This is a genomic window from Burkholderia sp. 9775_39, assembly GCF_015712225.1.
GTDB lineage: Bacteria > Pseudomonadota > Gammaproteobacteria > Burkholderiales > Burkholderiaceae > Burkholderia > Burkholderia cenocepacia.
Genome location: NZ_JACCQC010000013.1, coordinates 183,805 through 207,773, shown reverse-complemented (window position 1 = coordinate 207,773; position 23,969 = coordinate 183,805). Strand labels below are relative to the sequence as shown.

At 68.4% G+C, this 23,969-nt stretch carries 26 protein-coding genes and 1 tRNA gene; 18 read left to right on the top strand and 9 right to left on the bottom strand.

Annotated features, from left to right (window positions below):
* Nucleotides 1-45: 45 nt before the first annotated feature.
* Nucleotides 46-819, top strand: a complete 774-nt coding sequence (locus tag H0X90_RS19485; RefSeq protein WP_006483242.1) for a slipin family protein — start codon at nt 46-48, stop codon at nt 817-819.
* A 96-nt stretch (nt 820-915) separates the two neighbouring features.
* On the opposite strand, the gene H0X90_RS19480 is transcribed toward H0X90_RS19485, so the two are convergent.
* On the bottom strand, nt 916-2,193 hold the full coding sequence (locus H0X90_RS19480) for a haloacid dehalogenase-like hydrolase (protein ID WP_077189069.1): 1,278 nt from the start codon (nt 2,191-2,193) through the stop codon (nt 916-918).
* 509 nt (nt 2,194-2,702) lie between these two features.
* Between H0X90_RS19480 and H0X90_RS19475 the strand changes: the two genes are divergently transcribed.
* From H0X90_RS19475 to H0X90_RS19450, 6 genes are all read left to right on the top strand, one after another.
* Nucleotides 2,703-3,602 carry a M24 family metallopeptidase gene (locus H0X90_RS19475; RefSeq protein ID WP_006498833.1) on the top strand — a complete coding sequence of 300 codons (900 nt, stop codon included), beginning with the start codon at nt 2,703-2,705 and terminating at the stop codon, nt 3,600-3,602.
* Between the two features lie 40 nt (nt 3,603-3,642).
* Nucleotides 3,643-5,430, top strand: coding sequence for an SDR family oxidoreductase (locus H0X90_RS19470; protein ID WP_077189070.1), 1,788 nt, complete (start codon nt 3,643-3,645; stop codon nt 5,428-5,430).
* 29 nt (nt 5,431-5,459) lie between these two features.
* Nucleotides 5,460-6,365: a metal-dependent hydrolase gene (locus H0X90_RS19465; RefSeq protein ID WP_012493501.1), complete on the top strand. Its 906-nt coding sequence runs from the start codon at nt 5,460-5,462 to the stop codon at nt 6,363-6,365.
* 78 nt (nt 6,366-6,443) lie between these two features.
* Nucleotides 6,444-6,731 carry a hypothetical protein gene (locus H0X90_RS19460; RefSeq protein WP_060263796.1) on the top strand — a complete coding sequence of 96 codons (288 nt, stop codon included), beginning with the start codon at nt 6,444-6,446 and terminating at the stop codon, nt 6,729-6,731.
* A gap of 251 nt (nt 6,732-6,982) precedes the next feature.
* Nucleotides 6,983-7,363 (top strand): DUF2917 domain-containing protein, encoded by a 381-nt coding sequence (locus tag H0X90_RS19455; protein WP_077189120.1) that lies wholly within the window; start codon nt 6,983-6,985, stop codon nt 7,361-7,363.
* Between the two features lie 265 nt (nt 7,364-7,628).
* Nucleotides 7,629-8,003 (top strand): DUF2917 domain-containing protein, encoded by a 375-nt coding sequence (locus H0X90_RS19450; protein WP_006493550.1) that lies wholly within the window; start codon nt 7,629-7,631, stop codon nt 8,001-8,003.
* Nucleotides 8,004-8,174: 171 nt separating this feature from the next.
* Here H0X90_RS19450 and H0X90_RS19445 read toward each other — a convergent pair whose 3' ends face one another.
* Both H0X90_RS19445 and H0X90_RS19440 read right to left on the bottom strand, forming a co-directional pair.
* Nucleotides 8,175-8,453 carry a hypothetical protein gene (locus H0X90_RS19445; protein WP_006480752.1) on the bottom strand — a complete coding sequence of 93 codons (279 nt, stop codon included), beginning with the start codon at nt 8,451-8,453 and terminating at the stop codon, nt 8,175-8,177.
* A 427-nt stretch (nt 8,454-8,880) separates the two neighbouring features.
* Nucleotides 8,881-9,132, bottom strand: coding sequence for a hypothetical protein (locus tag H0X90_RS19440; RefSeq protein WP_077189072.1), 252 nt, complete (start codon nt 9,130-9,132; stop codon nt 8,881-8,883).
* A gap of 121 nt (nt 9,133-9,253) precedes the next feature.
* On the opposite strand from H0X90_RS19440, the gene H0X90_RS19435 reads away from it, so the two are divergent.
* A complete protein-coding gene (locus H0X90_RS19435; RefSeq protein WP_006480751.1) occupies nt 9,254-10,555 on the top strand; it encodes an NCS2 family permease in 1,302 nt (433 codons plus the stop codon).
* Nucleotides 10,556-10,799: 244 nt separating this feature from the next.
* Here H0X90_RS19435 and H0X90_RS19430 read toward each other — a convergent pair whose 3' ends face one another.
* Nucleotides 10,800-11,087 carry a DUF1488 domain-containing protein gene (locus tag H0X90_RS19430; protein ID WP_006486743.1) on the bottom strand — a complete coding sequence of 96 codons (288 nt, stop codon included), beginning with the start codon at nt 11,085-11,087 and terminating at the stop codon, nt 10,800-10,802.
* A 240-nt stretch (nt 11,088-11,327) separates the two neighbouring features.
* A complete protein-coding gene (locus tag H0X90_RS36215; protein ID WP_034178269.1) occupies nt 11,328-11,519 on the bottom strand; it encodes a DUF2964 family protein in 192 nt (63 codons plus the stop codon).
* Between the two features lie 269 nt (nt 11,520-11,788).
* On the opposite strand from H0X90_RS36215, the gene H0X90_RS19420 reads away from it, so the two are divergent.
* The 8 genes from H0X90_RS19420 (at nt 11,789) to H0X90_RS19385 (ending at nt 17,225) form a co-directional block, all read left to right on the top strand.
* The gene (locus H0X90_RS19420; protein ID WP_006498824.1) at nt 11,789-13,702 is read left to right on the top strand and encodes a sigma-54-dependent Fis family transcriptional regulator; all 1,914 of its coding nucleotides are present in this window, start codon (nt 11,789-11,791) and stop codon (nt 13,700-13,702) included.
* A 72-nt stretch (nt 13,703-13,774) separates the two neighbouring features.
* Entirely contained in the window at nt 13,775-14,077 is a 303-nt protein-coding gene (locus H0X90_RS19415; RefSeq protein WP_006486753.1) for a 2Fe-2S iron-sulfur cluster-binding protein, read from the top strand.
* Nucleotides 14,078-14,135: 58 nt separating this feature from the next.
* Entirely contained in the window at nt 14,136-14,630 is a 495-nt protein-coding gene (locus tag H0X90_RS19410) for an SRPBCC family protein (protein WP_012493504.1), read from the top strand.
* A gap of 92 nt (nt 14,631-14,722) precedes the next feature.
* A complete protein-coding gene (locus H0X90_RS19405; protein ID WP_034202028.1) occupies nt 14,723-15,100 on the top strand; it encodes a DUF2946 domain-containing protein in 378 nt (125 codons plus the stop codon).
* 290 nt (nt 15,101-15,390) lie between these two features.
* Entirely contained in the window at nt 15,391-15,756 is a 366-nt protein-coding gene (locus tag H0X90_RS19400; RefSeq protein WP_006486759.1) for a copper resistance protein CopC, read from the top strand.
* Between the two features lie 92 nt (nt 15,757-15,848).
* Entirely contained in the window at nt 15,849-16,292 is a 444-nt protein-coding gene (locus tag H0X90_RS19395) for a copper chaperone PCu(A)C (protein ID WP_077189121.1), read from the top strand.
* A gap of 32 nt (nt 16,293-16,324) precedes the next feature.
* Nucleotides 16,325-16,498, top strand: a complete 174-nt coding sequence (locus tag H0X90_RS19390; RefSeq protein ID WP_006486739.1) for a hypothetical protein — start codon at nt 16,325-16,327, stop codon at nt 16,496-16,498.
* A gap of 97 nt (nt 16,499-16,595) precedes the next feature.
* Nucleotides 16,596-17,225 (top strand): LysE family translocator, encoded by a 630-nt coding sequence (locus tag H0X90_RS19385; protein ID WP_077189073.1) that lies wholly within the window; start codon nt 16,596-16,598, stop codon nt 17,223-17,225.
* A 15-nt stretch (nt 17,226-17,240) separates the two neighbouring features.
* Here H0X90_RS19385 and H0X90_RS19380 read toward each other — a convergent pair whose 3' ends face one another.
* On the bottom strand, nt 17,241-18,554 hold the full coding sequence (locus H0X90_RS19380) for a leucine-rich repeat-containing protein kinase family protein (RefSeq protein ID WP_034202026.1): 1,314 nt from the start codon (nt 18,552-18,554) through the stop codon (nt 17,241-17,243).
* Between the two features lie 142 nt (nt 18,555-18,696).
* Between H0X90_RS19380 and H0X90_RS19375 the strand changes: the two genes are divergently transcribed.
* Nucleotides 18,697-18,781: transfer RNA gene (locus H0X90_RS19375), tRNA-Leu, on the top strand.
* Between the two features lie 75 nt (nt 18,782-18,856).
* Here the strand turns inward: H0X90_RS19375 and H0X90_RS19370 are convergent.
* Entirely contained in the window at nt 18,857-19,729 is an 873-nt protein-coding gene (locus tag H0X90_RS19370; protein WP_006498818.1) for a LysR family transcriptional regulator, read from the bottom strand.
* A gap of 139 nt (nt 19,730-19,868) precedes the next feature.
* Between H0X90_RS19370 and H0X90_RS19365 the strand changes: the two genes are divergently transcribed.
* A complete protein-coding gene (locus tag H0X90_RS19365; protein WP_034202025.1) occupies nt 19,869-21,110 on the top strand; it encodes an MFS transporter in 1,242 nt (413 codons plus the stop codon).
* 76 nt (nt 21,111-21,186) lie between these two features.
* Here the strand turns inward: H0X90_RS19365 and H0X90_RS19360 are convergent, their stop codons facing one another.
* Both H0X90_RS19360 and H0X90_RS19355 read right to left on the bottom strand, forming a co-directional pair.
* Nucleotides 21,187-22,434: a RhtX/FptX family siderophore transporter gene (locus H0X90_RS19360; RefSeq protein ID WP_077189074.1), complete on the bottom strand. Its 1,248-nt coding sequence runs from the start codon at nt 22,432-22,434 to the stop codon at nt 21,187-21,189.
* A gap of 22 nt (nt 22,435-22,456) precedes the next feature.
* Nucleotides 22,457-23,968, bottom strand: coding sequence for a PepSY domain-containing protein (locus H0X90_RS19355; RefSeq protein WP_077189075.1), 1,512 nt, complete (start codon nt 23,966-23,968; stop codon nt 22,457-22,459).
* Between the last annotated feature and the right edge of the window lies 1 nt (nt 23,969).

Below are 23,969 nucleotides of genomic sequence, written 5' to 3'. Positions count from 1 at the left end.
GCTCTACGACGTGCCCGCCCCCGCCCATCCCCAGGGAGAACCTTCATGATCGGTTACACGTTCGGCTTCAGCAGCGTCCTGGTCGTCTTCGTCGTGGTCCTCGTCGCATCGTCGATCCGCATCTTTCGCGAGTACGAGCGCGGTGTCGTGTTCATGCTCGGCCGGTTCTGGAAAGTGAAGGGGCCGGGGCTCGTGCTGATCATCCCGATCGTCCAGCAGGTCGTGCGGATCGACCTGCGCACCGTCGTGTTCGACGTGCCGGCGCAGGACGTGATCACGCGCGACAACGTGTCGGTGAAGGTCAATGCGGTCGTGTATTTCCGCGTCGTCGATCCGGAGAAGGCCGTGATCCAGGTCGCGCGCTTCTTCGAGGCGACCAGCCAGCTCGCGCAGACGACGCTGCGCGCGGTGCTCGGCAAGCACGAACTCGACGCGCTGCTCGCCGAGCGCGAGCAATTGAACGCGGACATCCAGAAGACGCTCGACGCGCAGACCGATGCGTGGGGGATCAAGGTGTCGACGGTCGAGATCAAGCACGTCGACCTGAACGAGACGATGATCCGCGCGATCGCGCGGCAGGCCGAAGCCGAACGCGAACGGCGCGCGAAGGTGATTCATGCGGAAGGCGAGCTTCAGGCGTCGGAGAAGCTGCTGCAGGCCGCGCAGCGGCTCGCGCTGCAGCCGCAGGCGATGCAGTTGCGCTACCTGCAGACGCTCACGACGATCGCGGCGGACAAGAATTCGACGATCGTGTTTCCGTTGCCGGTCGATCTGCTGGGGGCGTTGCTGGATCGGCTGGGCCCGCCGCGCGAGCGTTGAGACGCGCATGCGCCGGCCGCACGACGCCGCGGGCCGATGCCGATGGGCGCGGGAGCCGCGGCGGCCAGCGCCCGGCGGCCCAGCGGCCCGCCCGCGTCAGGCCAGCAGCTTGCGCTCGGCCTTGCCGTACTTGATCGACTTCTCGTCCGGGATCATCAGGCCCGTGTGCTCGTCGCGGCCCTGCAGCAGGAAGCGCGCGTCCGGGTTGCCGATCTGCTCTGCCGCGAGCTTGCTGTCCGCGCCGATCTCGCCCTTTTTCATCCGGTTGACGATCACGCCGGCCGCGGTGTCCTTGAAATCGCGCAGCATCCACGCGTCGCCATCGCTGTCGCCGAACACCAGCAGCGGACCGTAGCCCTTCTTCGACGCGAGCACGTTGCGGATGCCCACCGTCTTGCCGGGCCCCCAGTTGAAATGCCAGCCGGCCGGATAGGTGCTCGTGTACTTGCCGTCCTGCATGTCCAGCCGCAGGCCGATCACGTTCTCCGGCGGCACGCCGTAGCCATAGTTCGGGTTGCCGGCGAACACGCGCACGACGTCGTCGAGCGACGCGGTGCTCACGTACACGTCGATGCCGTTCGCCCGCAGCGTGTGCATCACCGCGCGGATTTCCTCGTGAATGCGGATGCCGTGGAAATGCGTATCGGCCACCACGCCGGCCTTGCCCGGCAGCGCCTTGGGGCTTTCGTAGCGGACCTTGCGCAGCGCGTCGCCGATCCCGTAGTTGTTCGACGCTTGCGCCATCGCCTGCAGCTCGGCGGTCGTCATGTTCTGGTAGAAGTAAATGATCCACTTGTAGCCGATTTCGAGCGGATGCGTGTCGCAGATCGCGTCGTACATGAAGTACAGCTTCGCGCGGAAATCCTTGAACTGATCGGTCTCGCGAATCTCGTCGAGGCTCTTGTCGCCGCCGAGGCCCTGGTAGTTCGCATGGAGCCAGCGGTAGTCGGATTCGACGTCGGCCGCGAGGTCCTCCATCGTCACCGGCTTGCCGTCGACGGTCGTGTAGTCCTTCATGAACGCGCCCTTCGGCACGTCCTTCCACATCACGGCGACGAATTCGTCCGGCGTCAGCTTGTACTGCAGATGGTTGATCTGGTACATCAGCAACGCCTCTTCGCAGTCGTTCATGATGCACGTGTTGTCCCAGTCGAACACCGCGTACGGGCGGCGCTTTCCGTCGTAGCGGGCGCTCGCGACGCCATGCTGGTCGAGCACCGCCTGCAGGCGCGCGGCGTTGAACGGCGACCAGCGGCCGGGGTCCAGCGCGTCCGGCGCGGTGGCGCTCTTCGCGCCGGCGAGGCCGGCCTTGAGCATCAGCGGCGTCGCAGCGGTCGCCGCGGCAAGGGTGTTCATGAACTGGCGGCGTTGCATGGTCTCTCCGTTGATATGCCGAATCGGCCTCGGTCGCGGCCCCGCGCGACGCGCGACACACCGGCCTCGCGAAGCCGCAAAGGCTTCGAATCGGGGCGGATGATGTGACGAAATTATTTCGGCAATTTGACAGCGTCCCGCCGCGACACGACGGCGAGTTGATCCGGCGCGACATGCCGGGCCGTGCGGAAGCCTTGCATGGGGTGCCCCGACCGGTTTCCCCGTTCGGCAAGCATGAACAAGCAACGGCCATCCGGCCCCGCTCGCCGGAAATCTAGAGCTTCCCCTCCATTTCGGCCCTTCATTAGGAGAAGCCCTCATCTCCGGGGGCTGGCGCGCGACGTCGAACCGGCTATGATCATTACATTGCTCAATGACACATTAAGTGCTGACTGAATAACCGTGCGGCGATGGACGCCGGCGGATGCATTCCGGATCAGCACCCCAGCCTTGCCCAGGACCCGCGTTGCGCCGAGACGCAAACGCGGGCCGACACATGGAGACGCATCATGGCCGACCACCATCCGCTGCCGGAAGTCCACCTCGACGAGCTGCCGCAATTCCGCGCGGTCCAGCAACTGGCGTACCGCTGCGTCGAAACCGTCGGCGCGATGCTCTACCCCGGCATCACCGAGAAGGAAGCCGCGCGCCTCCTGACCGAATGGCTGCAGGACAACGGCGTGCACGACTGGCTGCACAAGCCGTTCGCGTGGTTCGGCGACCGCACCGCGTTCGAAGGCTTCTCGGGCCTCAAGCACATGGGCGGCTTCAATCTCGCGTTCTTTCCGAGCAACCGGCAACTCGAAACCGACATGCCGGTGATCCTCGACGTCGCACCGGTGCTCGACGGCATCGTCGCCGACGTCGGCTACGCGCACTGCCTCGGCCACAACCCGATCCTCGAGCAGCTGCAGGACGACCTGATGGACCATCGCGACATGATCGTGCGGCTCGTGAAGGAGCGCCGGTCGATGGCGGAAGTCGCGCAGGAAGTCGACGCGCTGTGCCGCCGCCAGGGCGTCGAGCCGCGCCACAAGGCCTATCCGTTCAAGGTGCTCGCGCATCGCGTCGCGAAGATCCACAAGCTGTCGAAGCCGCGCTTCGTCGCGCGCTTCGGGCTGAATGCGACGCGCAACCTGCTGCTCGACCAGGGCCGCGCGGCGAAGCAGCAAGGCTGGTCGCCGCTGTGGTCGATCGATCGCCGCTCCGAGCATGCGCCCGTGCCGGGCCTGTGGGCCGTCGAGCCGCATCTCGGCTTCGCCGGCGTCGGCGCGAAATTCGAGGAACTGCTGGTGATCACCGACGACGACGCGTACTGGCTCGACGAGGACCTGCCGCACGTGCGCCGCTGGCAGCGCCGCCAGGCCGAACGCGCGCAGGCGGCGTCGACCGTGCCGGCCGCCGCCTGACGCGCCCCTTCCTCACGAATCCCTGAACGACGGACTCACGATGCAGCCTCTTTCCGACGAAGCGCCGCTGGCCCTGTTCGAATCGGTTCACAACGAAACGGCGGTCGCCTCCGGCGACCTGACGCTCGCGGTCCGGACCTGGGGCGACCCGGCCCGCTCGCCGGTCGTGCTGGTGCACGGTTATCCCGACGACAGCAGCGTCTGGCAGCACGTCGCGCCGCTGCTCGCGCGCCGGCACTACGTGATCGCGTACGACGTGCGCGGCGCGGGCCTGTCCGGCGTGCCGACGCGCACGGCCGACTACCATCTCGCGAAGCTGACCGACGATTTCGTCGCGGTGATCGATGCGCTCTGCCCCGGCCGCGCCGTGCACCTCGTCGCACACGACTGGGGCTCGATCCAGGGCTGGGAATTCGTCACCGATCCGCGCCTGGCCGGTCGCATCGCGTCGTACACGTCGTGCTCGGGGCCGTGCCTCGACCACGTCGGCTTCTGGCTGCGCGAACGCGTGCTGCGGCCGACGCCCGCGTCGCTCGCCAAGCTCGGCGGCCAGCTCATGCGCTCGTGGTACGTGTACCTGTTCCACCTGCCGTTCCTCCCCGAACTCGGCTGGCGGCTGTGGCTCGGCCGCGCGTGGCCGGGCCTGCTGCGCCGGCTCGAGAAAACGCCCGCCGCGCCGCGCCCGACGCAGGCCGACGACGGCGCGCGCGGCGTGCGCCTGTATCGCGCGAACTTCATCCGCTGCCTGTTCGCGCCGCGCGAACGCTACGCACACGCACCGGTGCAGACGATCGTGCCGCTCGGCGACAAGTACGTGAGCCCCGCGCTGTCCGAAAACCTGTCGCGCTGGGTGCCGCAGTACTACCGCCGCGAAGTCGCGGCCGGTCACTGGCTGCCGCTCGCCGATCCCGCGCGCTTCGCGGATCTCGCCGGGCAATTGATCGACGCGGTCGAATCCGGCAACGAACCGCCCGCGCTCGCGAACGCGCGCCGCCGCGCCACCAGCGGGCGCTTCAGCGGCAAGGTCGCGGTCGTCACCGGCGCGGGTAGCGGCATCGGCCGCTGCGCGGCGCTGGCCTTCGCACGCGAGGGCGCGACCGTCGTCGCATGCGACATCGATCTCGCGAGCGCCGAGCGCACCGCGCTGCTGATCGGGCTGACCGGCGCGCAGGCCCACGCGAAACGCGTCGACGTCGGGTCCGCCGACGAGATGGAAGCGCTCGCGGCATGGGTCGGCAGCGAACTCGGCGGCGCGGACGTCGTGATCAACAACGCGGGCATCGGCATGGCCGGCGGCATCCTCGACACGAGCGCGCGGCACTGGGAGCGGATCCTGCACGTGAACCTGTGGGGCGTGATCCACGGCTCGCGGCTGTTCGCGCAGCAGATGGCCGCGCGCGGCACCGGCGGGCATATCGTCAATACCGCATCGGCAGCCGCATTCGGCCCGTCGCGGGACCTGCCCGCCTATGCGACGACCAAGGCCGCGGTGCTGATGCTCAGCGAATGCATGCGCGCGGAACTCGCGGAGAAAGGCATCGGCGTGACGGCCGTGTGCCCCGGTTTCGCGGAGACGGGAATCATGGCGTCGACGCACTATGCGGGCGCCAACGCGCAGGACGAAGCGCGGCTGCGCAAGCGCGCGACGAAGCTGTACCAGATGCGCGGCCTGAAACCGGAAACCGTCGCGCAGGCGATGGTCGACGGCGTGCTGCGCAACCGCCCCGTCGTCGCGGTCGGCGGCGAAGCGCACGCGCTGCGCTTCGTCGGCCGCTTCATGCCGTGGCTCGGCCGGAGGATCGCCCGCGTCAGCATGGCATCGCATTGACGGCGCACGACGCCGCACAGGGAGACAACATGACCGATACCGCCGACTATCACAAGATCAAGGCCCGGCACGTGAAGTTCGACTTCAGCGACACGCCGGTCACCTGGGTGCCGAACGATCCGGGCAGCACGCACATCATCAACACGCTGAACCTGCTGTTCCCGGAAGGCGAGCTGTGGTTCTGCCGCGTGTACAACAAGGCGCTGCCGCTGATCACCGATGCACGCCTGCGCGACGAAGCCGAAGGCTTCCTGCGGCAGGAAGCCGTGCATTCGCGCTCGCACGGCGGCGTGCTGAAGCACTACTACGACCGCCACGGCATCGACACGAAGCCGTTCACGCAGAAGCTCAACCGTTTGTTCACGCGCGTGCTGGGCGAAGCCCCGTTCGGGCTGAAGATCGGCCATACGCGCTTCTGGCTGCGGCAGCAACTGGCCGTGATCGCGTCGCTCGAGCATTTCTTCGGCTATCTCGGCAACTGGGTGCTCAACGCGCACGGACTCGACGAAGGCCGCGCCGACCCGACGATGGTCGACCTGCTGCGCTGGCACGGCGCCGAGGAAGTCGAGCACCGCACCGTCGCGTTCGACATCTACCGGCATATGGGCGGCACCTATCCGGAGCGGTGCGTGCACATGGCGTTCGTGATCCTGCTGCTGCTCTACTACATCACGACCGGCGCGAAATTCATGTACCGGCGCGATCCGGACGCCGGCCGCTACCCGGGCTTCGTGCTCGCGTGGTGGCAGGGTTCGCGGCGCGGGCACCTGCCGTCGTTCTGGAAGGTGATCGGCGCGGCGCTGCGCTATTTCAAGCCGGGCTATACGCCGCATCACGAAGGCTCGACCGAGCAGGCGCTCGCGTACCTCGCCCGCTCGCCGGCCGCACAGGCGGCCGCGCACGGCGGCAACTGGGGCACGACGAAAGGCGCGTGACCGGGTTTTCGGCGGGCCCGGCAGGCGGCGCCCGCCGAAATGCGTACAATCGCGGCTTCATTTCCCGGAGGTGCCGCGATGGCCATGAAGAAAACCGATCTCGAAAAGAACAAGGCGCTCAAACTGACGCACGCGATGAAGCAGTCGAGCTCCGCGCGTTTCGGCAAGGGCGCCGACGAAGCGGCCAAGCTGGACCGCCGCGCGCAGCGCAAGCTCGACCAGGAACAGGGCCTCGTGCCGTTCGCGTGCAAGCTCAACGCCGCGCTCGTCGAACAGCTGAAGGCACGCGCGGCCACGCACCCGGAAGGGATGACGGGCCTGCTGTCGGAACTGCTCGTGAACGGCCTCGCGCAACACGACGCGTAACCGCCACGTATCTCGAAATTGCCGTTGACACGGCAGCGCGGCCACGACACACTCGTTCGCATGCCTATGCTCAAGCCCGTCGCCATCGCGCATGAAAACCGAGTGAACGCCCATACGCGGCGATCACCGGAGGCGCTTGTGCGTTAGCATCGAGATTCAGTCACGCATGTCACGAGGCCTCGCCGGAAACGGATGAGGCCTTTTTGTTTGGGTGCGCGTCATCCCGCCCGGCTCAACGGATGGAGATGACGATGGACCACGCAAGCCGGCTGGTTGTCTGCCCCGATCGGGGCCACGCCGATACGATCGCATTGCCGAGCGTCGAGCTGCATTTCATGGTCGCGCCCGGCAAGACGCTGACGTGGCGCGCGCAGCACGACGCCGAGATTCGCGTACACGACGCAACGCTATGGATCACGCGGCTCGGCAGCATCGGCGATTACTGGCTGCGCACCGGCGACGTGCTGCGCGTACGGCGCGGTGACCGCATCTGGATCGGCACCGGCGACACCCAGCCCGCCGAAGCGTCGATCGCGACCGTGTACGTGATGCGGCGCGATACGTCGCTGGGGCGGGCGATCGCACGGATGCGCGACATGCTGGGCAGACGAGGTCGAAGAACGCGCGAGTGACGCATCCTGTATCGCCCGCGCATATCCCGAAAATAGTCGTTGACAACGCCGCACGCCGACAACAAAATCGTTCGCATGCCTACGTTCAAGCTCATCGCCATCACGATGCATTGCCCGGTGAACATTCGAAAGAATGGATCACGGGAGGCGCTTGTGCGTTAGCAATCGGGCAGTACCGCATGTCACACAAGGCCTCGCCGGAAACGGATGAGGCCTTTTTGTTCTGGTGCACGTCATCCGTCCGGCTCACTGAATGGAGAAGACGATGGACCAGGCAAGCCCGCTGTTTGAACGCCGCGATCGGCGCCACGCCGGCACGATCGCATTACCGACCGTCGTGATCCGTTTCGCGGTCGCGCCACGCACGACGATGACCTGGCGCGCGCCGCAGGATGCGGAGATCCGCGCGCACGGCGCGGCGCTGTGGATCACGCGGCCGCCGAGCGTCGACGATCACTGGGTGCGGCCCGGCGAGGTGCTGCGTATCGCGCGCGGCGAGCGCATCTGGCTCGGCACCGATGCCGACCGGTCGGCCGAAGCGACGATCACGACCGCGTACGTGCGGCGCGGCGAGCGCGTCAAGCGCATGCTCGCGCAAGTGCAACGTTTGCTCGTCGGGATAGGGAGAAGGAGCGGATGAGCGACGTGCCGTGTCGCACGCGTCACGCGCGCGACACGCGGAGCGGCCGCGACCGGAAACGGACGCACCCGCGGCGCAACGCGCCGCAGGTGCGCATCGAAGGACGCGGCACGCCGGTGCATGCCGCGAGCGATCGCGCGCCGTGCGCAGCGACGGGATGCAGCAGAGGCATCAGGTGCTGGCGGCGAGACGCGGGCCCGTGCTTCGTGGAGTGGAATCGAGGTCGGGACGTTGCGCGGCCTGCGAGGTCACCCACGGATCGATGCCCTGCTTCTGCACCTCTTCGAGGAATGACACACGTGTGCGCCAGTAATCCGCCTGTAATTTCGCATCGATGACGCGCTGTTCGGCTGCGAACAGTTCCATGCGCGCCGTCACGAGCATCGACGCAGCGGTTTTTTCCGGCGTGGGGGCGTGTCGCATCGCCCAGCGGCTGATCCAGTTCAACATGCTGACCTCCGTGATTACGGACGAACCCGCATCGGGCAATCGCAACCGGCCGTGCCTGCCCAAACGCGCAACGGCCTTGACCGCCATTCACCGCCTGGCCTGCACGGACTGCGACTCCCCCGCGTCGGCAATGACCGGCCGGCGTGTGCATGCGCGGTGTATCTATCCTAGAAAGACTTGCCGGTTTACGCGATGGGGTCTTGCAATCTTTTACACAGAAACCACAGTCGCCCCCGCATCGCGAAATGACGGTTGCGCACGGGACGGCTTCGGCGCACGATAGCTCGATACCTGCAACCGCCTGGACTGACGAATGGCCGCCGCACGCCGCGGCCGCGCATCCGCATCGGCCGCGCACGCGCGTTCGCGCGCACCGCCGCCTGCACCGCGTTCGTGCAGCATGCGGGCGCTCCGTTTCAGTCGCATGTCATCGCGCACCGGCCGCGTGCGATGCCGCCGGCGTGCCGTTGCGCACGCATCGGCCCGTCTCGCCCGCCTGCCCCGCGCCGCTTTCCGCCGCTTCCCGTCGTTTCCGCCGCTCCCGCCGTTTCAGCCATTTCTGCCGGCCCGCGCCGCGCGAACCGGTAAAATGCGCGCCTTCGTCGCGCGGGCGGGCTGCCAGACCGTTCGCGCGCAGGCAACCGATCGTGCCCCCAACTATATCGTCCGAGCTATCCACGCTATTACAATCCGCCGATAGCCGGACAATAGTGGCTGGTTACAGTTAGCCGGCCGCGCGCTGCCTTTACAACAATTCGGCACAACAATCAACACGACAACCCGACCGGAGAAACGCCTTCATGGAATCCATCAAGCGGTATTTCGGCTTCGCTGAAGCCGGCACCGACTTCCGCACCGAAATACTCGCGGGCGTCACCACGTTCCTGACGATGGCCTACATCATCTTCGTCAACCCCGCGATCCTCGGCGACGCCGGCATGCCGAAGGAATCCGTGTTCGTCGCGACCTGCCTCGTCGCGGCGCTGGCGTCGATCATCATGGGGCTGTACGCGAACTACCCGATCGCCTGCGCGCCCGGCATGGGCCTGAACGCGTATTTCGCGTACACGGTCGTCAAGGGGATGGGTTTCACGTGGCAGGCGGCGCTCGGCGCGGTGTTCATCTCCGGCTGCCTGTTCCTGCTCGTCACGCTGTTCCGCGTGCGCGAGGCGATCGTCAACGGCATTCCGAAATCGCTGCGAATTTCCATCACCGCCGGCATCGGCCTGTTCCTCGGCATCATCTCGCTGAAGACGTCGGGTGTGATCGTCGGCAACCCGGCCACGCTCGTCACGCTCGGCGACCTGCACAAGCACGAGACGATCCTCGCGATCGTCGGCTTCTTCACGATCGTCACGCTCGACCACCTGCGCGTGCGCGGCGCGATCCTGATCGGCATCATCGGCGTGACGATCCTGTCGTTCTTCTTCGCCGGCAACCAGTTCCACGGCGTGTTCTCCGCGCCGCCGTCGATCGACGCGACGCTGTTCAAGCTCGACATCGGCGCCGCGCTGTCGACCGGCATCATCAACGTGATCCTCGTGTTCTTCCTCGTCGAGCTGTTCGACGCGACGGGCACGCTGATGGGCGTCGCGAATCGCGCGGGCCTGCTCGTCGAAGGCAAGATGAACCGCCTGAACAAGGCGCTGCTCGCCGACAGCACGGCGATCGTCGCGGGCTCGGTGCTCGGCACGTCGTCGACCACCGCGTACATCGAAAGCGCGTCGGGCGTGCAGGCCGGCGGCCGCACCGGCGTGACGGCGATCACCGTCGCGGTGCTGTTCCTCGCGTGCCTGTTCATCGCGCCGCTCGCCGGCGTCGTGCCGGCCTACGCAACGGCGCCCGCGCTGCTGTACGTGTCGTGCCTGATGCTGCGCGAGATGGTCGAGGTGCCGTGGGACGACGCGACGGAAGCCGTGCCGGCCGCGCTGACCGCGCTGCTGATGCCGTTCACGTATTCGATCGCGAACGGCGTCGCGTTCGGCTTCATCGCGTACGGCGGCCTCAAGCTGCTGACGGGCCAGGGCCGCACGGTCAAGCCGATCGTCTGGATCATCGCGGCCGTGTTCCTGTTCCGCTTCTTCTATCTCGGCAGCGAGTAAGCGAAGCACATCGCCGCGCCACACGATGCAACGAAAAAACGCCACCTTCGGGTGGCGTTTTCGTTTTCGCACGATTCATCCGCGATCCTGACGAATCGACGCGCACGCCCCTATCGATGGTCGACCATCCCGCCCGGCGCGCATACGAAAATGCCGCCCGGCCCCACCGAACGGCATTGCGTGAAAGGCAACGTCTTCGTGCGCCGCGCTCGATCGCGCGCGCCGCCGGACGAGCGTCGTGTCGTCAGCGCCAGTTGGCCTCGTAGAAACGCACGTAACCGCTGCGCAGCGTCACGCACTGCGCGCGCGTTTCCGACAGCAGGCGCCGTGCGGCCGCCTCGATGCGCTCGCGGTGCTGGTCGAATGCGCCGACCATGTCCTCGAAGCGCGGCGACGCCGCACCGAAGTGGTCTTCCAGCGCCTCGGCGGTGATCTGACATTGGACGCGCTCGCCATTGACCAGTGCCGTGAACCCCAGCATCAGGTCACGCCCCGAATACTCAGGCTTCTCGTTCGTGAAATGGATCTGCATGGGCGCCGCCTCGACCGGTAGAAAACGAATGACCGCGTCCGTCGTCCGCTACCGGCCGGACGAAATGTACGCGGGCTCGCCGGCGGAGGCCCCGACCGCGGGGTGTGGCGCGGTCGATGCATGCCGGTTGAATTCCACTTTAGACGGTTTCGCGCGGGACACAAAAATTTCGGTGTGCGTCGTTCCGACGCGCATTTCGTCTGATCTGCGCGGCATCCGGCACCGTTTCAGCAACGGACGTCAGTGCGGATCGGTCGGCCAGATGTTGAGCGCGATCGCGGCGGTCGTGACGCCCACCGCAATCGCGGCCGCCCCGTATCTCACCGCATCGGTCAGATCGAACAGCAATCCGTGGATCGCCACGGCAATGCCGCCCAGCATGATGAAAGTGGCGATGGCCGCCAGCACGACTCTCAGTTCCGCCCGAACCATGATGCGTCTCCCGAACGGATGCATGTCGCGTCGCATGCATGTTGCACTGCGGAACACGGCGCGTGCGTGTTCCATTTCCATCATTGCAGGCGGGCGCTTAAAAGCAAGGGGATTTTGTTCGCGGTCGCGCATCGCACGTGGCGCTTGTATGATGATGCGTACCCGGACGGTCGGCCGTCGCGCCGAATGGTGCACCGCGAGCGGAGCCGCACTCCGCCGCCGATTCCGATCCGGTCGGCCCCGGCGGCCCCGGGAACAGGAGACACATCATGCCGCAACCCTTCGTGCTGCCCGCCACCGCGGGGCGTACCGACCTGCTCGCGCAGGCGCATGCGCGTTCGACCGCGGTCGGCCTGCGCGCGCACGAACGCCCCGATTTCTCGCCGCTGTCGCGCGTCGCGCTGCGCGAACTGCTCGACACGAACCACACGCTGTTCTCGCACGCCCGCCCGGTGATGGAGGACCTCCACGCGCAGATCGCCGAGACGCAAAGCCTCGTGCTGCTGACCGATGCCGACGGCGTGATCCTGCACAGCATCGGCGACGCGGACTTCATCGAGAAAGCGAACCGCGTCGCGTTGTGCAACGGCGTGTCGTGGGCCGAAGGCGCGCGCGGCACCAACGCGATCGGCACCGCGCTCGCGTCGGGCCAGGCCGTGGTCGTGCACGGCTCCGAACATTTCCTGCGCGCGAACCACATCCTCACCTGCGCATGCGCGCCGATCGTCGATCCGTTCGGTCGCACGCTCGGCACGCTCGACGTGAGCGGCGACCCGCGCGGCTCCAGCCCGCATACGCTCGCGCTCGTGCGAATGTCCGCGCAACTGATCGAGAACCACCTGTTCGCGAACCAGTGCGGCGAAGCGCTGCGGCTGCGCTTTCACGCGCACGAGGATTGCGTCGATTCGCTGTTCGCCGGGCTCGTCGCCTTCGGCCCCGACGGCGGGCTGATCGCCGCGAACCGCAGCGCCCAGTTCCAGCTCGGCGCGTCGTTCGACGCACTGCAGCATCAGGCGAGCGACGCGTTGTTCGGCATGCGCTTCGCCCAGCTCGCGCAGCAGGCCGCGCGCGCGCCGGGCGCCACGTTCCGCCTCACGCTGTCGACCGGCGTGCGCGTGCTCGCCCGCTGCGAATTCCCGGAAGCGCAGAAAACGACCGTCGCCGTCACGCCGCCGGCGCCGGCTGCGCGCGTGCGAGCACCGGACCCGGACGCGATCACGTTCGCGACGCTCGACACCGGCGACGCGCGCATGGCCGCCGTACTCGAACGCGTCGCGAAGATCCGCGGGCGCGACCTGCCGCTGCTGATCCTCGGCCAGACGGGCACCGGCAAGGAATGGCTCGCCCGCGCGCTGCACCAGGCGTCGCCGCGCGCGGACGGCCCGTTCGTCGCGGTCAACTGCGCGGCGCTGCCCGATTCGCTGATCGAGGCCGAGCTGTTCGGCTACGAAGACGGCGCGTTCACGGGCGCACGCAAGCGCGGCAGCCCCGGCAAGATCGCGCAGGCCGACGGCGGCACGCTGTTTCTCGATGAAATCGGCGACATGCCGCTCGCGCAGCAGGTGCGGCTGATGCGCGTGCTGCAGGAGCGCGCGGTGATGCCGCTCGGCGGCGCACGCGCGGTGCCGGTCGACGTGCGGGTGGTCTGCGCGACTCACCGCGACCTGCGCGCGATGATCGCGGAAGGCACGTTCCGCGAGGATCTGTTCTACCGGATCAACGGGCTCGCGGTCACGCTGCCGGCGCTTGCCGCCCGCACCGACCTGCCGGCGCTCGTCGAGCGCATCCTCGCGCGGCTCGCGCGCAGCGAGCCGATGCCGCGCCGTCTCGCGGCCGACGTGCTCGATGCGTTCGCGCGCCATCGCTGGCCCGGCAACCTGCGGCAGATGACCAACGTGCTGCGCACGGCCGGCATGCTCGCCGAAGACGAAGCCGAAATCACGCTCGCGCATTTGCCCGACGATTTCTGGCTCGACTGCGACGATGCGCCGGCTGGGCCAGCGGCGGCCACCCCGGCCGCATCGGCCCCATCGGCCGGCAAGCACGAAGGCACGACGCTGCAAAGCCACCAGGCTGCGATGATCGACGCGGTGCTCGCGCGGCACGGCGGGAACGTATCGGCGGCCGCGCGCGAACTCGGCCTCGCCCGCAATACCGTGTACCGGTATCTGCGGCGGCACTGATGCACACGGCCGGCGGCCGGCGCGTTCGGGTATGCTTGGCGCGTTGCCGCCGAACCGCCGCCCGCTTCAGTCATGACCGATCCAGAACACCCGCCCGTCGTGCGCATCGAGCCGCTCGGCGCCACCTTCGACGCGCCCGATGCGCTGACCGTGCTCGAAGCCGCCGCATTCGCGCGCGTATCGCTGCCGCGCTCGTGCCGCAACGGCACGTGCCGAAGCTGCCTTTGCCGGATCGTCAGCGGCAGCGTACGCTACACGATCGAATGGCCGGGGCTCTCCCGCGAGGAAAAGGCCGACGGCTATACGCTGCCGTGCGTGGCCGTCGCGACGTCGGACCTCGTGCTCGACGTGCCCGACGCGGTCATGCTCGACTAGACGCGGCGCGCGACCGCGCGCGTCGTCCTGCAACGCTCGATCCTGCATGGAGAACGTGATGGTCCAGCCAACCGATCGCATCGAAAAACAGACGCTGCTCGCCGCATCGCCCGACCGCGTCTGGGCAGCCGTGAGCAATTCCGGCGAATTCGGCCAGTGGTTCGGCGTGTCGTTCGACGGCCCGTTCGAGGCCGGCCAGTCGCTGTTCGGCCGCATCACCCCCACCCGCGTCGACGACGACGTCGCCAAGGCACAGGAGCCCTATGCGGGCACTGTGTTCGAAATCGTCGTCGACCGTATCGAACCCAAGCAACTGTTCTCGTTTCGCTGGCATCCGTTCGCGATCGATCCGAATGTCGATTACGCGTCCGAGCCGATGACGCTCGTCACGTTCACGCTCGCGGCGCAGGCGGGCGGCACGCTGCTCACCGTCACCGAAACGGGCTTCGACCAGTTGATCGAAGCGCGTCGCGCGACCGCGCGCGACATGAACGACCAGGGCTGGGCCGCGCAGATGACGCTGATCGCAAAGTATCTGGCGCTGCACGCGTAGCGCGCCGCTACGCCGCACGTCCGCGCCGACCGGCGCATCGACGTGCGTGGCATAATCGGCGGCATCGTCGTCCACCCGCCGCCGCGCATCGCATGCTGAGTCGTCGTCTCCGGAAGATCGGCAGTCTGATCGGGATGCTCGCCATCCTGATGACGGCGCTCGCGCCGACGATCTCGCAGGCGCTGACCACGCAAGGGCGCGTCGACGCGCTGCTGGCCGGCTACTGTTCGTCCGCGCCGGCCGCCGGCACGCCGTCCGCCGATGCGGCGACGAAAAGCCTGCAGGCCCATTTCCAGGCGTGCGGCTACTGCAGCCTGCTTGCCCATACCCCCGCGCTGCCCGCGCCCGAACTGACGTTCGCGGCTCACGTGCACGCAATCGAGCATCGCGCGGCCACCCGCTTCGAAAGCCTGCGCCGCGCGCTACCGCTCACGTCCGCGCAACCGCGCGCCCCTCCGTTCACGTCCTGATCCGTCGTCATTGCGGGTGATGCCGTCGTGCATCGCGCCGTCCGCGCACGCCGCCGGCGTGCGCGACGTGTCACGTTTCGAAGGACGATCATGTCTCACCCTGCTGCGCACGGCGTCGTGCCGGGCATGTGGTTGGCCGCCGCCGGTTCGGATTGCCGCGCCCGCATTCGCCCGCATGCGAATGCCTGGCCGCGCAGGTCCGCGCCGACCGGCGTCGGCATCGATGCCGCTCCGCGCAGCCGTCCGTCGAATCCGTTTTTTCATCCGATTCGTCATTCGCTCATCCAGCCATGAAAACCACCCTTTTCGTTCGCGGCGCACTCGCCGCACTCGGCTTCGTCGTCATCCAGGCCGCCCACGCGCATGCGCTCCCGAAAACGCAGGACCCGGCTCCCGACGCCACGCTGTCCACCGCGCCGCACGCGGTGACGATCGATTTCGGCGAGGCGCTCGAGCCGGCGTTCAGCTCGATCGCCGTGACCGACAGCCAAGGGCAATCGGTCGTCGACGGGAAATCGGCCGTCGACGCCGGCAACCGGAAGCGAATGCACGTCCCACTCGCGAACCTGAAGCCCGGCACCTACACGGTCGCGTGGATCGCGGTGGCCAGCGACGGCCATCGCACGCACGGCCGCTACACGTTCACGCTGAAGTAACGCATGGCACGCACGCGGTGCGCATCGGCGCTTCGTGCCGAGCGCATTCACATCGATGCCCACGGCATCGCACCCAATAAGGAGAACACATGATGAAACGCCCGATTCCGACCGGCCTGCTCATGGCACTGACGCTGCACGCCACCGCCACGTTCGCCGCGCCGGCCATCCAGGCCGATGCGTGCTGGATCCGCACGATGCCGGCGACGGTGCCGTCGTCCGGCTACTTCACGCTGAAGAACCACGGCGACGCGCCCGCGACGCTGACCGGTATCGACACGCCCTCCTACGGGATGGCGATGGTGCATGAAACGCAGACGAGCGGCAGCACCGCGAAGATGGTGCACGTCGATTCGGTCGTCGTGCCGGCGCACGGCGCGGTGACATTCAAGCCGAAAAGCTATCACGTGATGCTGGAGGAGCCGCGCCAGGCCGTCGCGCCCGGCGCGAAGGTGCCGTTCCGGCTGCACTTCGCGGACGGCTCGACCGTGTCCGTGACCTGCGACGCGAAGGCGCCGACCTACGCCGGCCAGTAACGCCGCCCGCCTCACGACCGAAGGAGACGCACATGAAAGACCGCCTGCCGCTGGCCGACCTGATCGTTCGCTACCGGACGCCGCTGAATGTCGCGGTACTAATCGTCTGCGGGTTGTGGGCCGCATGGATCGCGTGGATGACACGACCTGCCGCCATCGATACACCGCCGTCGATTCCCGCGTACTGCATGCGCGACGCGCGCTGACACGCCGGACGGCACGGTTCCGGCGGCGGCCCGCGCCATTATTGGCGTGACATCATCGCGTCATCCCGACCGCCGGAACCGCCTCTCGGAGCGCCGCATGTCCATTCAGACCTGGATGCTGTTTGCCGCCGCCTATCTCGCGACGACGCTGTCGCCGGGGCCCAACGTGCTGCTCGTGATCCGCAACACGGTGCGCTACGGCGCGCACGGCACCGCGGCGACGATCGCCGGCAACCTCGTCGCGCAGGGTGTGGTCGTGCTGCTGGTCGCGCTCGGCGTCGGCGCGGTGCTGGCCGCGATGCCGCCGCTGTTCGTCGCGATGAAGGTGATCGGCGCCGCGTACCTGATGGTCCTGGGTGTCCGGCAGTTGCGCGGCGACCGCAAGGCCGCCGCATCGAGCGGCCCAACGGAGATCGCCGTGCCCGATCGCCGCAAGCTGTTCCGCGAAGCGCTGTTCGTATCGGGCAGCAATCCGAAGACGATGATCTTCCTGTCCGCGTTCATGCCGCAGTTCGTCGTGCACGACCGGCCGCTCGCGCTGCAGTTCGTCGTGATGTACGCGACGACCGCGTGCACGGTCGTGGTCGTTCACAGCGTCTATTCGGCCGGCGTGCACCGCCTGCATCGCGGCTTCGGCATGAGCCGCGCGGTGCGCGCGCTCAAGCGTGCGAGCGGGCTGCTGTTCGTCGGGCTCGGCATCAAGCTGCTGAGTGCACGGCAGGCATGAGTCGGCCCCATCCGTTCAGCGCATGCGCTCGGCCAGCGCGGCCGTGATCTCGTCGAACGACGGCCGCGCATCGACGTCCTCGTTCACACAGGCCGCCGCCAGCGCATCGAGCGCGTCGGCGTGCGATCCACAGCGCTCGAGCAATTCGCCGAGCAGATAGCCGAACGCGCGCACTTCGAGCCGCTCGAACCGGGCGCCCCATATACGCGCGTTCGGGTCGTACAGCGACGCCGCGCCGAAATCCCCGAGCAACGCGCCGCCTGCGCCGTCGTGCAGGATGTTGTGCGCATACAGGTCGCCATGCATGATGCCGCGCGCGTGCAGATGACCGGCGACCGACGCGATGCCGTGCGCGATTCGCACCGCTTGCGCCGGATCGAACCTCGCATCGGCGGCGTAGACGTCGCGCGTGCAGGACGCGAAGCTCGGCGGCCCGGCGAGGTTCGTCAGCACCGGATCGACCAACGCCATCACCAGGCCGTGCGTGCCGTCCGGATGCCCGCGCAGCTTGCCGATCACCGGGATCAGGTTCGGATGACCGCCGGCATGCAGGCACGCGGCCATTTCGCAATCGGGCAGGCCGTCGCTCGTCACCGCGCCCTTGAACAGCTTGACCGCGACCGTGCGCGGCGGGTGGCCGTCCGCGCGCCACTGCGCACGGTAAATGACGCCCGACGCGCCCTCGCCCAGCTTCTGTTCGCATGACAGCGCCGCCCAGTCGATCTCCGCGACGTCCGGTTCCGCGGACGCCGCGGCCTCCGGCACCGCGCCGAGCGGATTGCCGGCAACGGCAAGCCATGCGAGACGCGGCAGGCGCAGCAGCCAGTCGGGCAACGCCTCCAGCCGGTTCGCGGACAGGCGCACCAGTTCCAGCGCGCGGCACGCGGCCAGTTCCGCGGGCAGCGCGCGCAGCTGGTTGCCGGCGAGCATCAGCTTCTGCAACCGCGCACAGTCGCCGATGTCGGCCGGCAGTTCGTCGATCGCGTTGTCGGTCAGGATCAGCCAGCGCAGCGCACGCGGCAGCGCGCCATGCGGCACGGTGCGGATCCGGTTCGCCTTGAAGCCGATCATGTCGAGCTGCTCGCACGCGCCGAGCACACCAGGGAAAGCGGTGAAGCGGTTGCCCGACGCGAACAGGATGCGCAGGCGATGCAGCCGCGGCAGATCATCCGGCAGCGCGGACAGCGCATTACCGGTCAGGTCGAGCACTTCGAGCGTGTCGGCCAGATCGAAGATCTCGCGCGGAAATTCGGTCAGCCCGCACGCGAGCTTGAGTTGCCGCGCGCCCGCCAGTTGGCCGGCCTGCAGGTGTTCGAGGGTGTGGGTCACGGGAAGAAAACGGGTGGCGGTTGCGTTGATCGTCGGGTCGATCGGACGAATTCTACCGGGATCGATCGGGTGCCCGTGCACGACCTTGTCACACCCTCTTCACAAACGCGCGATGTGACGTTAGAATTGCGCCCCTTGCAGTGCCGACGTGGTGAAATTGGTAGACACGCTATCTTGAGGGGGTAGTGGCGAAAGCTGTGCGAGTTCGAGTCTCGCCGTCGGCACCAGATGCGTTTTCCCCGCATTCCAGCATTCTCTGAAACCCGCGACAGCACCTGGCTTCGCGGGTTTTTTGTTTTCCGCTACGCCAACAACAAAAAATTCCGCACGACCGCGGACGGCTCGTCGCAGCGCGACGCAATCGCCAGCCTGGCGCGGAACCGGTTACCCGCGAACGGCCGGTACACGACCCCGGGAACCTGCACCTGCGTAATCGCCTTCGGCACGACCGACACGCCGAGCCCGGCCGCCACCAGCGTCACCGCGGACGCGATCTGCGGCGCCGGTTGCGCCATGCGCGGCTCGAACCCGGCGGTCCGGCACGCGGCGACGATGTCGTCGAACAGCGCGCCGCCGGCCGCGCGCGGCACCTGCACGAACGACTCGTCGGCCAGTTCCGCCAGCTCGATGCGCCGCCGCTGCGCGAGCCGGTGCGCGACGGGCAGCGCGACGAACATCGGCTCCTCATCCCAGTCGGACACCCGCAGCGTCGCGGCGACGCGACGCTCGGGCCGCACGATCGCGACATCGACGCGCCCGGCCTCGAGCGCCTCGAGCAAAACCCCCGACGTCGCTTCCTGCAACGTCAGCTCGGCCTCCGGAAACGCCTCCCGAAAGCGGCGAATCAGATCCGACACCTTCGGATTGAACGCGGCCGTGCCGGTGAAGCCGACCCGCAAATGGCCGGTTTCCCCGCGCGCGGCGCGCCTGGCCGCCCGGGCCGCGCGCTCGGCGTCGTCGAGCACGCGTCGCGCCTCCTCCGCGAACACCTCGCCCGCCAGCGTCAGCTCGGCGCCGCGCGCGGTCCGCTTGAACAGCTCCACGCCGAGCTCGTTCTCGAGCGCCTTGATCTGCTGGCTCAACGGCGGCTGGCCGATGCCGAGCGTTTCGGCGGCCTTCGTGAAATTCGACGCGGCCGCGACGGCCAGAAAGTAGCGGAGATGCCGGAGTTCCATGCGTGACGTGACCTCGCGGTGAGTCGGATTAATCCGTCAGCCAGTGTTAAAAGATATGGCTGCGGTTCATTTCATATATTGGACATATACATGACCGTGCGCAAGAATTCGTGTATTCCGTCGCACAACGAGTGCCTTCATGTCCTCCGCTTCGATTTCCCGTTCCCTGCCCGGCACGCAGAACACCGCACCCGATGCGCTGCCGGCCGGTGTGTCCCCGCGCTCGGCCGCGTACAAGCGCATCGCGTTCGCGCTGTTCCTCGCCGGCTTTTCCACTTTCTCGCTGCTGTACTGCGTGCAGCCGCTGCTGCCCGCGTTCGCCCGCGAGTTCAACGTCGGCGCGGCGTCGAGTTCGCTCTCGCTGTCGCTGTCGACCGGGATGCTCGCGGTGTCGATCCTGTGCGCCGGCGCGCTGTCCGAACGCGTCGGGCGGCGCGGGCTGATGTTCGCGTCGATGACGCTGGCCGCGCTGTTCAACCTGCTCGCCGCGTGGTCGCCGAACTGGCACCTGCTGCTGGTCTGGCGTGCGCTCGAAGGCTTCGCGCTGGGCGGCGTGCCGGCGGTGGCGATGGCGTATCTCGCGGAAGAAATCGCGGCGGACGGCCTCGGCTTCTCGATGGGGCTCTATGTCGGCGGGACCGCGTTCGGCGGCATGATCGGACGGATCGGGATGAGCGCGCTCGAAGAGCACTTCTCGTGGCGAACCGCGATGCTGTCGATCGGCGTCGTCGACCTGCTCGCGGCGATCGCGTTCGTGATGCTGCTGCCGCCGTCGCGACGCTTCGTGAAGCGCACCGACCTGACGCTGCGTCACCACCTGCGGCTGTGGCACGCGCAACTGCGTCATGCGCGCCTACCGTTCGTGTTCGCGATCGGCTTCCTCGTGATGGGCGCGTTCGTGACGATCTACAACTACGCCGGGTTCCGGCTCATGGCGGCGCCGTTCAACCTGAGCCCGACCGCGTGCGGGCTGATCTTCGGCGCGTACCTGTTCGGGATGGTGTCGTCGTCGAGCGCCGGCGCGCTCGCCGATCGTCTCGGGCGGGCGCCGGTCCTCGTCAGCGGCATCGTCGTGTTCGCGGCGGGCCTCGCGCTGACGCTGTCGCACTCGCTCGCCGCGATCGTCGTCGGCATCGTGCTCGTGACGATCGGCTTCTTCGTCGCCCACTCGGTCGCGAGCGGCTGGGTCGGCGCGCTCGCGGGCGCCGCGAAGGGGCATGCGGCTTCGCTGTATCTGCTCGCCTACTACGTCGGGTCGAGCGTGCTCGGCTCGGTCGGCGGCGCGTTCTGGCAACGCGGCGCGTGGACGAGCGTCGCCGCGTACGTCGCGGTGCTGCTCGTCATCGCATTGCTGGCGGCGCGGCGGTTGAGCCGCGCTTGAGCCGCGCTCAGCCACGCGTGGCCAGACGCAGCGCGGCGCGATGCGCACCCTGCATCGCACGCCGGCCGCGCAGCCGTCACGACACCAGCGCATCGTCCCCCTTCACCGCATACGCCGCCTCGCGCCGCCGCAGCTTCATCGCGATCAGCGCCGCCAGCACCGCGAGCGCGACGCCGGTGAGAAACCCGCCCGTGTAACCGACCTTCGCGGTCAGCGACAGGATCGTCGACGACGCGATCAGCTCGCCGAGATCGCGCGTGCTCTGCACGGCCGTCACGTCGGTGCCGGCCTGATCGCTGCCGCCGGCGAAACGCATGCCGGCCGTCATGATCGACACGGACGTGATGCCGGTCGCCAGCGAGCCGAGCACCGTGCACAGCCACGCCCACGACGGCGACACCGGCAGCCACCCGTTCGCCTGCGCGAACCACAGCAGCGCGGCCGCGCCCGCGCAACTCACGCCGGCCGTAAACGCGCGCCACAGCCCGAGCGCCCTCACGAGCCACGCGCCGCCGCCGCAACCGAGCACGACCGTCACGACGCCGCCCGCCATCCCGAGTTTGCCGATCGCGTCGAGCGACCAGCCCGCGTCGTTGAGGAACAGCTTCGACAGGCCGAAGCCCGATACGGCGGTCATCGCCGACAGCAATGCGAGCGACAGCAGCGACCACGAACGCGGCCGCTTCGCGAAGCGCACGAGGCTCGCATCGTGTTCGGGCCGGACGCGCGCGCGATCCGCGTCGCGCGGCAGCACCCACAGCACGCAAACGAGGCTCGCGAGCGGGACGGCGGCCAGCGCGAGAAACGCGGTAGGCTGGCCGAACAGGCCGATCAGCGTCAACGTGCCGGCGCCGCCGCCGAAGAAGCCGATCATCACACCCGCGATCTGGATCGCGTTGATCTTCGCGAGCGTGTCGCCGCTGAAATGCTCGGCGGCCATCCCGTCGTTCGCGATGTCCTGCGTCGCGCTCGCGAGCGACGCGACGGCCAGCAGCCCGACCGCCCAGCCGGCCGTCGCGACGGTCATCCCGATCTGCGCGAGGCTGACCAGGCACAGCACGACGATCGTCTGCATCGGCAGCATCCAGCTGCGCCGCCGGCCGATGCGGGGCAACCAGCGGTTGTCGACGACGGGCGCCCACAGGAATTTCACGACCCACGGCAGTCCGACGAGCGGCAGGAACGCGAGCGCGTGAAGCGGCGCGCCGTCGTGGCGCAGCAGCGTCGGCATCGCGTCCATCGCGATGCCGATCGGGATTCCCTGTGACAGGTAAAGCAGCGTGATCGTGATGACCAGGCGGCGATGTTCGAGCAGGTCGCGCATCGAAGTCTCCAGTTGCATGAGGTTAAAAAGGTTCGGCGCCGGCCGGCACGCGCGCAGGCTGCATCGCGTCGCGCCGCGGACGGCGTGCCGCACGCAGCAACAATGCGCCGAAGGCGACGAGCGCTGCGTCGATCGGCCAGTACACGGGCTGGCCCGCGCCCCGCAGCGCGAGCGCGCAATGGGTCGCGCCGGCCAGCCCGTACGCGACGCCGGCCGCACGCATCAGCACGCGCAGCCATGCCGCGCGATCGGCGACACAGGCCGCGAGCGCAATCGCGCCGCCCCACACGGCCCAGAACAGCATCGCGAGCGCATGGTCGACGTGCACGCCGTCCGGCAGCGCACGGCCGGCGAACAGCAGGGCGCCGCCCGCGAGCACGAGCCCGCCGCACACGCCGACCGCGGCGGCGGCCAGCACGTCCGCCGAACGCTCGCGCTGCGCACGCCGCCGCTCGATCCACAGGTGCAACCCCGTCGCGCACAACGCGCACGCGGCGAGTCCCATCAGGAAATGCAGCACGCGCAGCCCATCACCGGCCGCCCCCACCCAGCCGTATTGCGCGAAATGCAGCGGCTGCACCGCGATGAACGCGCGCAGCCAGAAGCCGCGGCCGCGCGACGTCGCATCGGCGAGCCATTGCCCGTCCGTCGCACGGTACAGGTGGCGTTCGAACACGGCGGTGCTCGGCAGGCCCGCGGTCGTGCCGGCAATCTCGACGCGCGCATTCACATCGCCCCAGCGATGCAGCACGACGGCTTCGGGCCGGAAATCCGGCCTGCGCACCGCGTCGCGCCGCAGCAGCGCATCGAGATCGGGCGCATGTCGCCACGGGCCGCCGGCTTCCACGGGCGGCGGCCCGCCCAGCAGTTCGGCGAACGCACGCTGCGGCTGCCCCGGATACGCGACGCCCGCGAGCGACACCGTGCCGAGCGCGCCGAGCCCCGACAACGCGCCGGTGAACGCAAACAGCACGAGCCACGGCGTGCCCCACAGGCCGATCCATGCGTGCAGGTCGAACAGCGCGACGCGCAAGCCGTGGCCGCGCCGGATGCGCGCCGCATCGGGCCAGCGCTTGCGATGCACGACGATGCCCGCGACGATGAGCACGAGCAGCACGATGCCCCACAGGCTGACGAAGATGCGCCCGGGGAAGCCGGCGAACAGCGTCTTGTGCAGCGTGACGATCAAGGTCGCCCGCCCTGCGTCGGGCAGCGGCGCGCCGGTTGCCGGATCGAGCGCGAGCGTGCATGTCTGGCGCGCGTCGCAGAAACGGATGGCCGGATCGTCCGGCCGCGGCAGCACGATGCGCGCGTCGCGCAACGCCACCCCGAGCGACGCCGCGCGCGTGACGAGCGCATCGAGCGACAAGGTCGGCCGCGCGACGGCCACCGCCGGCGGCCGCCACCAGCCCTGCATCGAATCGAATGCGAGACTCCAGGCGCCGCTGAACAGCACGACGAACAGCACCACGCCGAACAGCGCACCGGCGCCGCGATGCAGCGCGCGCCAGCGCGAACGCGACGAAGCATCCATG

Coding starts and splice junctions, on each gene's coding strand:
- H0X90_RS19460 (WP_060263796.1), top strand. CDS start 6,444: ATGGCCATGAAGAAAACCGATCTCGAAAAGAACAAGGCGCTCAAACTG.
- H0X90_RS19420 (WP_006498824.1), top strand. CDS start 11,789: ATGCCGCAACCCTTCGTGCTGCCCGCCACCGCGGGGCGTACCGACCTG.
- H0X90_RS19410 (WP_012493504.1), top strand. CDS start 14,136: ATGGTCCAGCCAACCGATCGCATCGAAAAACAGACGCTGCTCGCCGCA.
- H0X90_RS19450 (WP_006493550.1), top strand. CDS start 7,629: ATGGACCAGGCAAGCCCGCTGTTTGAACGCCGCGATCGGCGCCACGCC.
- H0X90_RS19400 (WP_006486759.1), top strand. CDS start 15,391: ATGAAAACCACCCTTTTCGTTCGCGGCGCACTCGCCGCACTCGGCTTC.
- H0X90_RS19480 (WP_077189069.1), bottom strand. CDS start 2,193: ATGCAACGCCGCCAGTTCATGAACACCCTTGCCGCGGCGACCGCTGCG.
- H0X90_RS19470 (WP_077189070.1), top strand. CDS start 3,643: ATGCAGCCTCTTTCCGACGAAGCGCCGCTGGCCCTGTTCGAATCGGTT.
- H0X90_RS19385 (WP_077189073.1), top strand. CDS start 16,596: ATGTCCATTCAGACCTGGATGCTGTTTGCCGCCGCCTATCTCGCGACG.
- H0X90_RS19395 (WP_077189121.1), top strand. CDS start 15,849: ATGAAACGCCCGATTCCGACCGGCCTGCTCATGGCACTGACGCTGCAC.
- H0X90_RS19390 (WP_006486739.1), top strand. CDS start 16,325: ATGAAAGACCGCCTGCCGCTGGCCGACCTGATCGTTCGCTACCGGACG.
- H0X90_RS19430 (WP_006486743.1), bottom strand. CDS start 11,087: ATGCAGATCCATTTCACGAACGAGAAGCCTGAGTATTCGGGGCGTGAC.
- H0X90_RS36215 (WP_034178269.1), bottom strand. CDS start 11,519: ATGGTTCGGGCGGAACTGAGAGTCGTGCTGGCGGCCATCGCCACTTTC.
- H0X90_RS19415 (WP_006486753.1), top strand. CDS start 13,775: ATGACCGATCCAGAACACCCGCCCGTCGTGCGCATCGAGCCGCTCGGC.
- H0X90_RS19475 (WP_006498833.1), top strand. CDS start 2,703: ATGGCCGACCACCATCCGCTGCCGGAAGTCCACCTCGACGAGCTGCCG.
- H0X90_RS19360 (WP_077189074.1), bottom strand. CDS start 22,434: ATGCGCGACCTGCTCGAACATCGCCGCCTGGTCATCACGATCACGCTG.
- H0X90_RS19435 (WP_006480751.1), top strand. CDS start 9,254: ATGGAATCCATCAAGCGGTATTTCGGCTTCGCTGAAGCCGGCACCGAC.
- H0X90_RS19465 (WP_012493501.1), top strand. CDS start 5,460: ATGACCGATACCGCCGACTATCACAAGATCAAGGCCCGGCACGTGAAG.
- H0X90_RS19370 (WP_006498818.1), bottom strand. CDS start 19,729: ATGGAACTCCGGCATCTCCGCTACTTTCTGGCCGTCGCGGCCGCGTCG.
- H0X90_RS19405 (WP_034202028.1), top strand. CDS start 14,723: ATGCTGAGTCGTCGTCTCCGGAAGATCGGCAGTCTGATCGGGATGCTC.
- H0X90_RS19355 (WP_077189075.1), bottom strand. CDS start 23,968: ATGGATGCTTCGTCGCGTTCGCGCTGGCGCGCGCTGCATCGCGGCGCC.
- H0X90_RS19455 (WP_077189120.1), top strand. CDS start 6,983: ATGGACCACGCAAGCCGGCTGGTTGTCTGCCCCGATCGGGGCCACGCC.
- H0X90_RS19445 (WP_006480752.1), bottom strand. CDS start 8,453: ATGTTGAACTGGATCAGCCGCTGGGCGATGCGACACGCCCCCACGCCG.
- H0X90_RS19365 (WP_034202025.1), top strand. CDS start 19,869: ATGTCCTCCGCTTCGATTTCCCGTTCCCTGCCCGGCACGCAGAACACC.
- H0X90_RS19485 (WP_006483242.1), top strand. CDS start 46: ATGATCGGTTACACGTTCGGCTTCAGCAGCGTCCTGGTCGTCTTCGTC.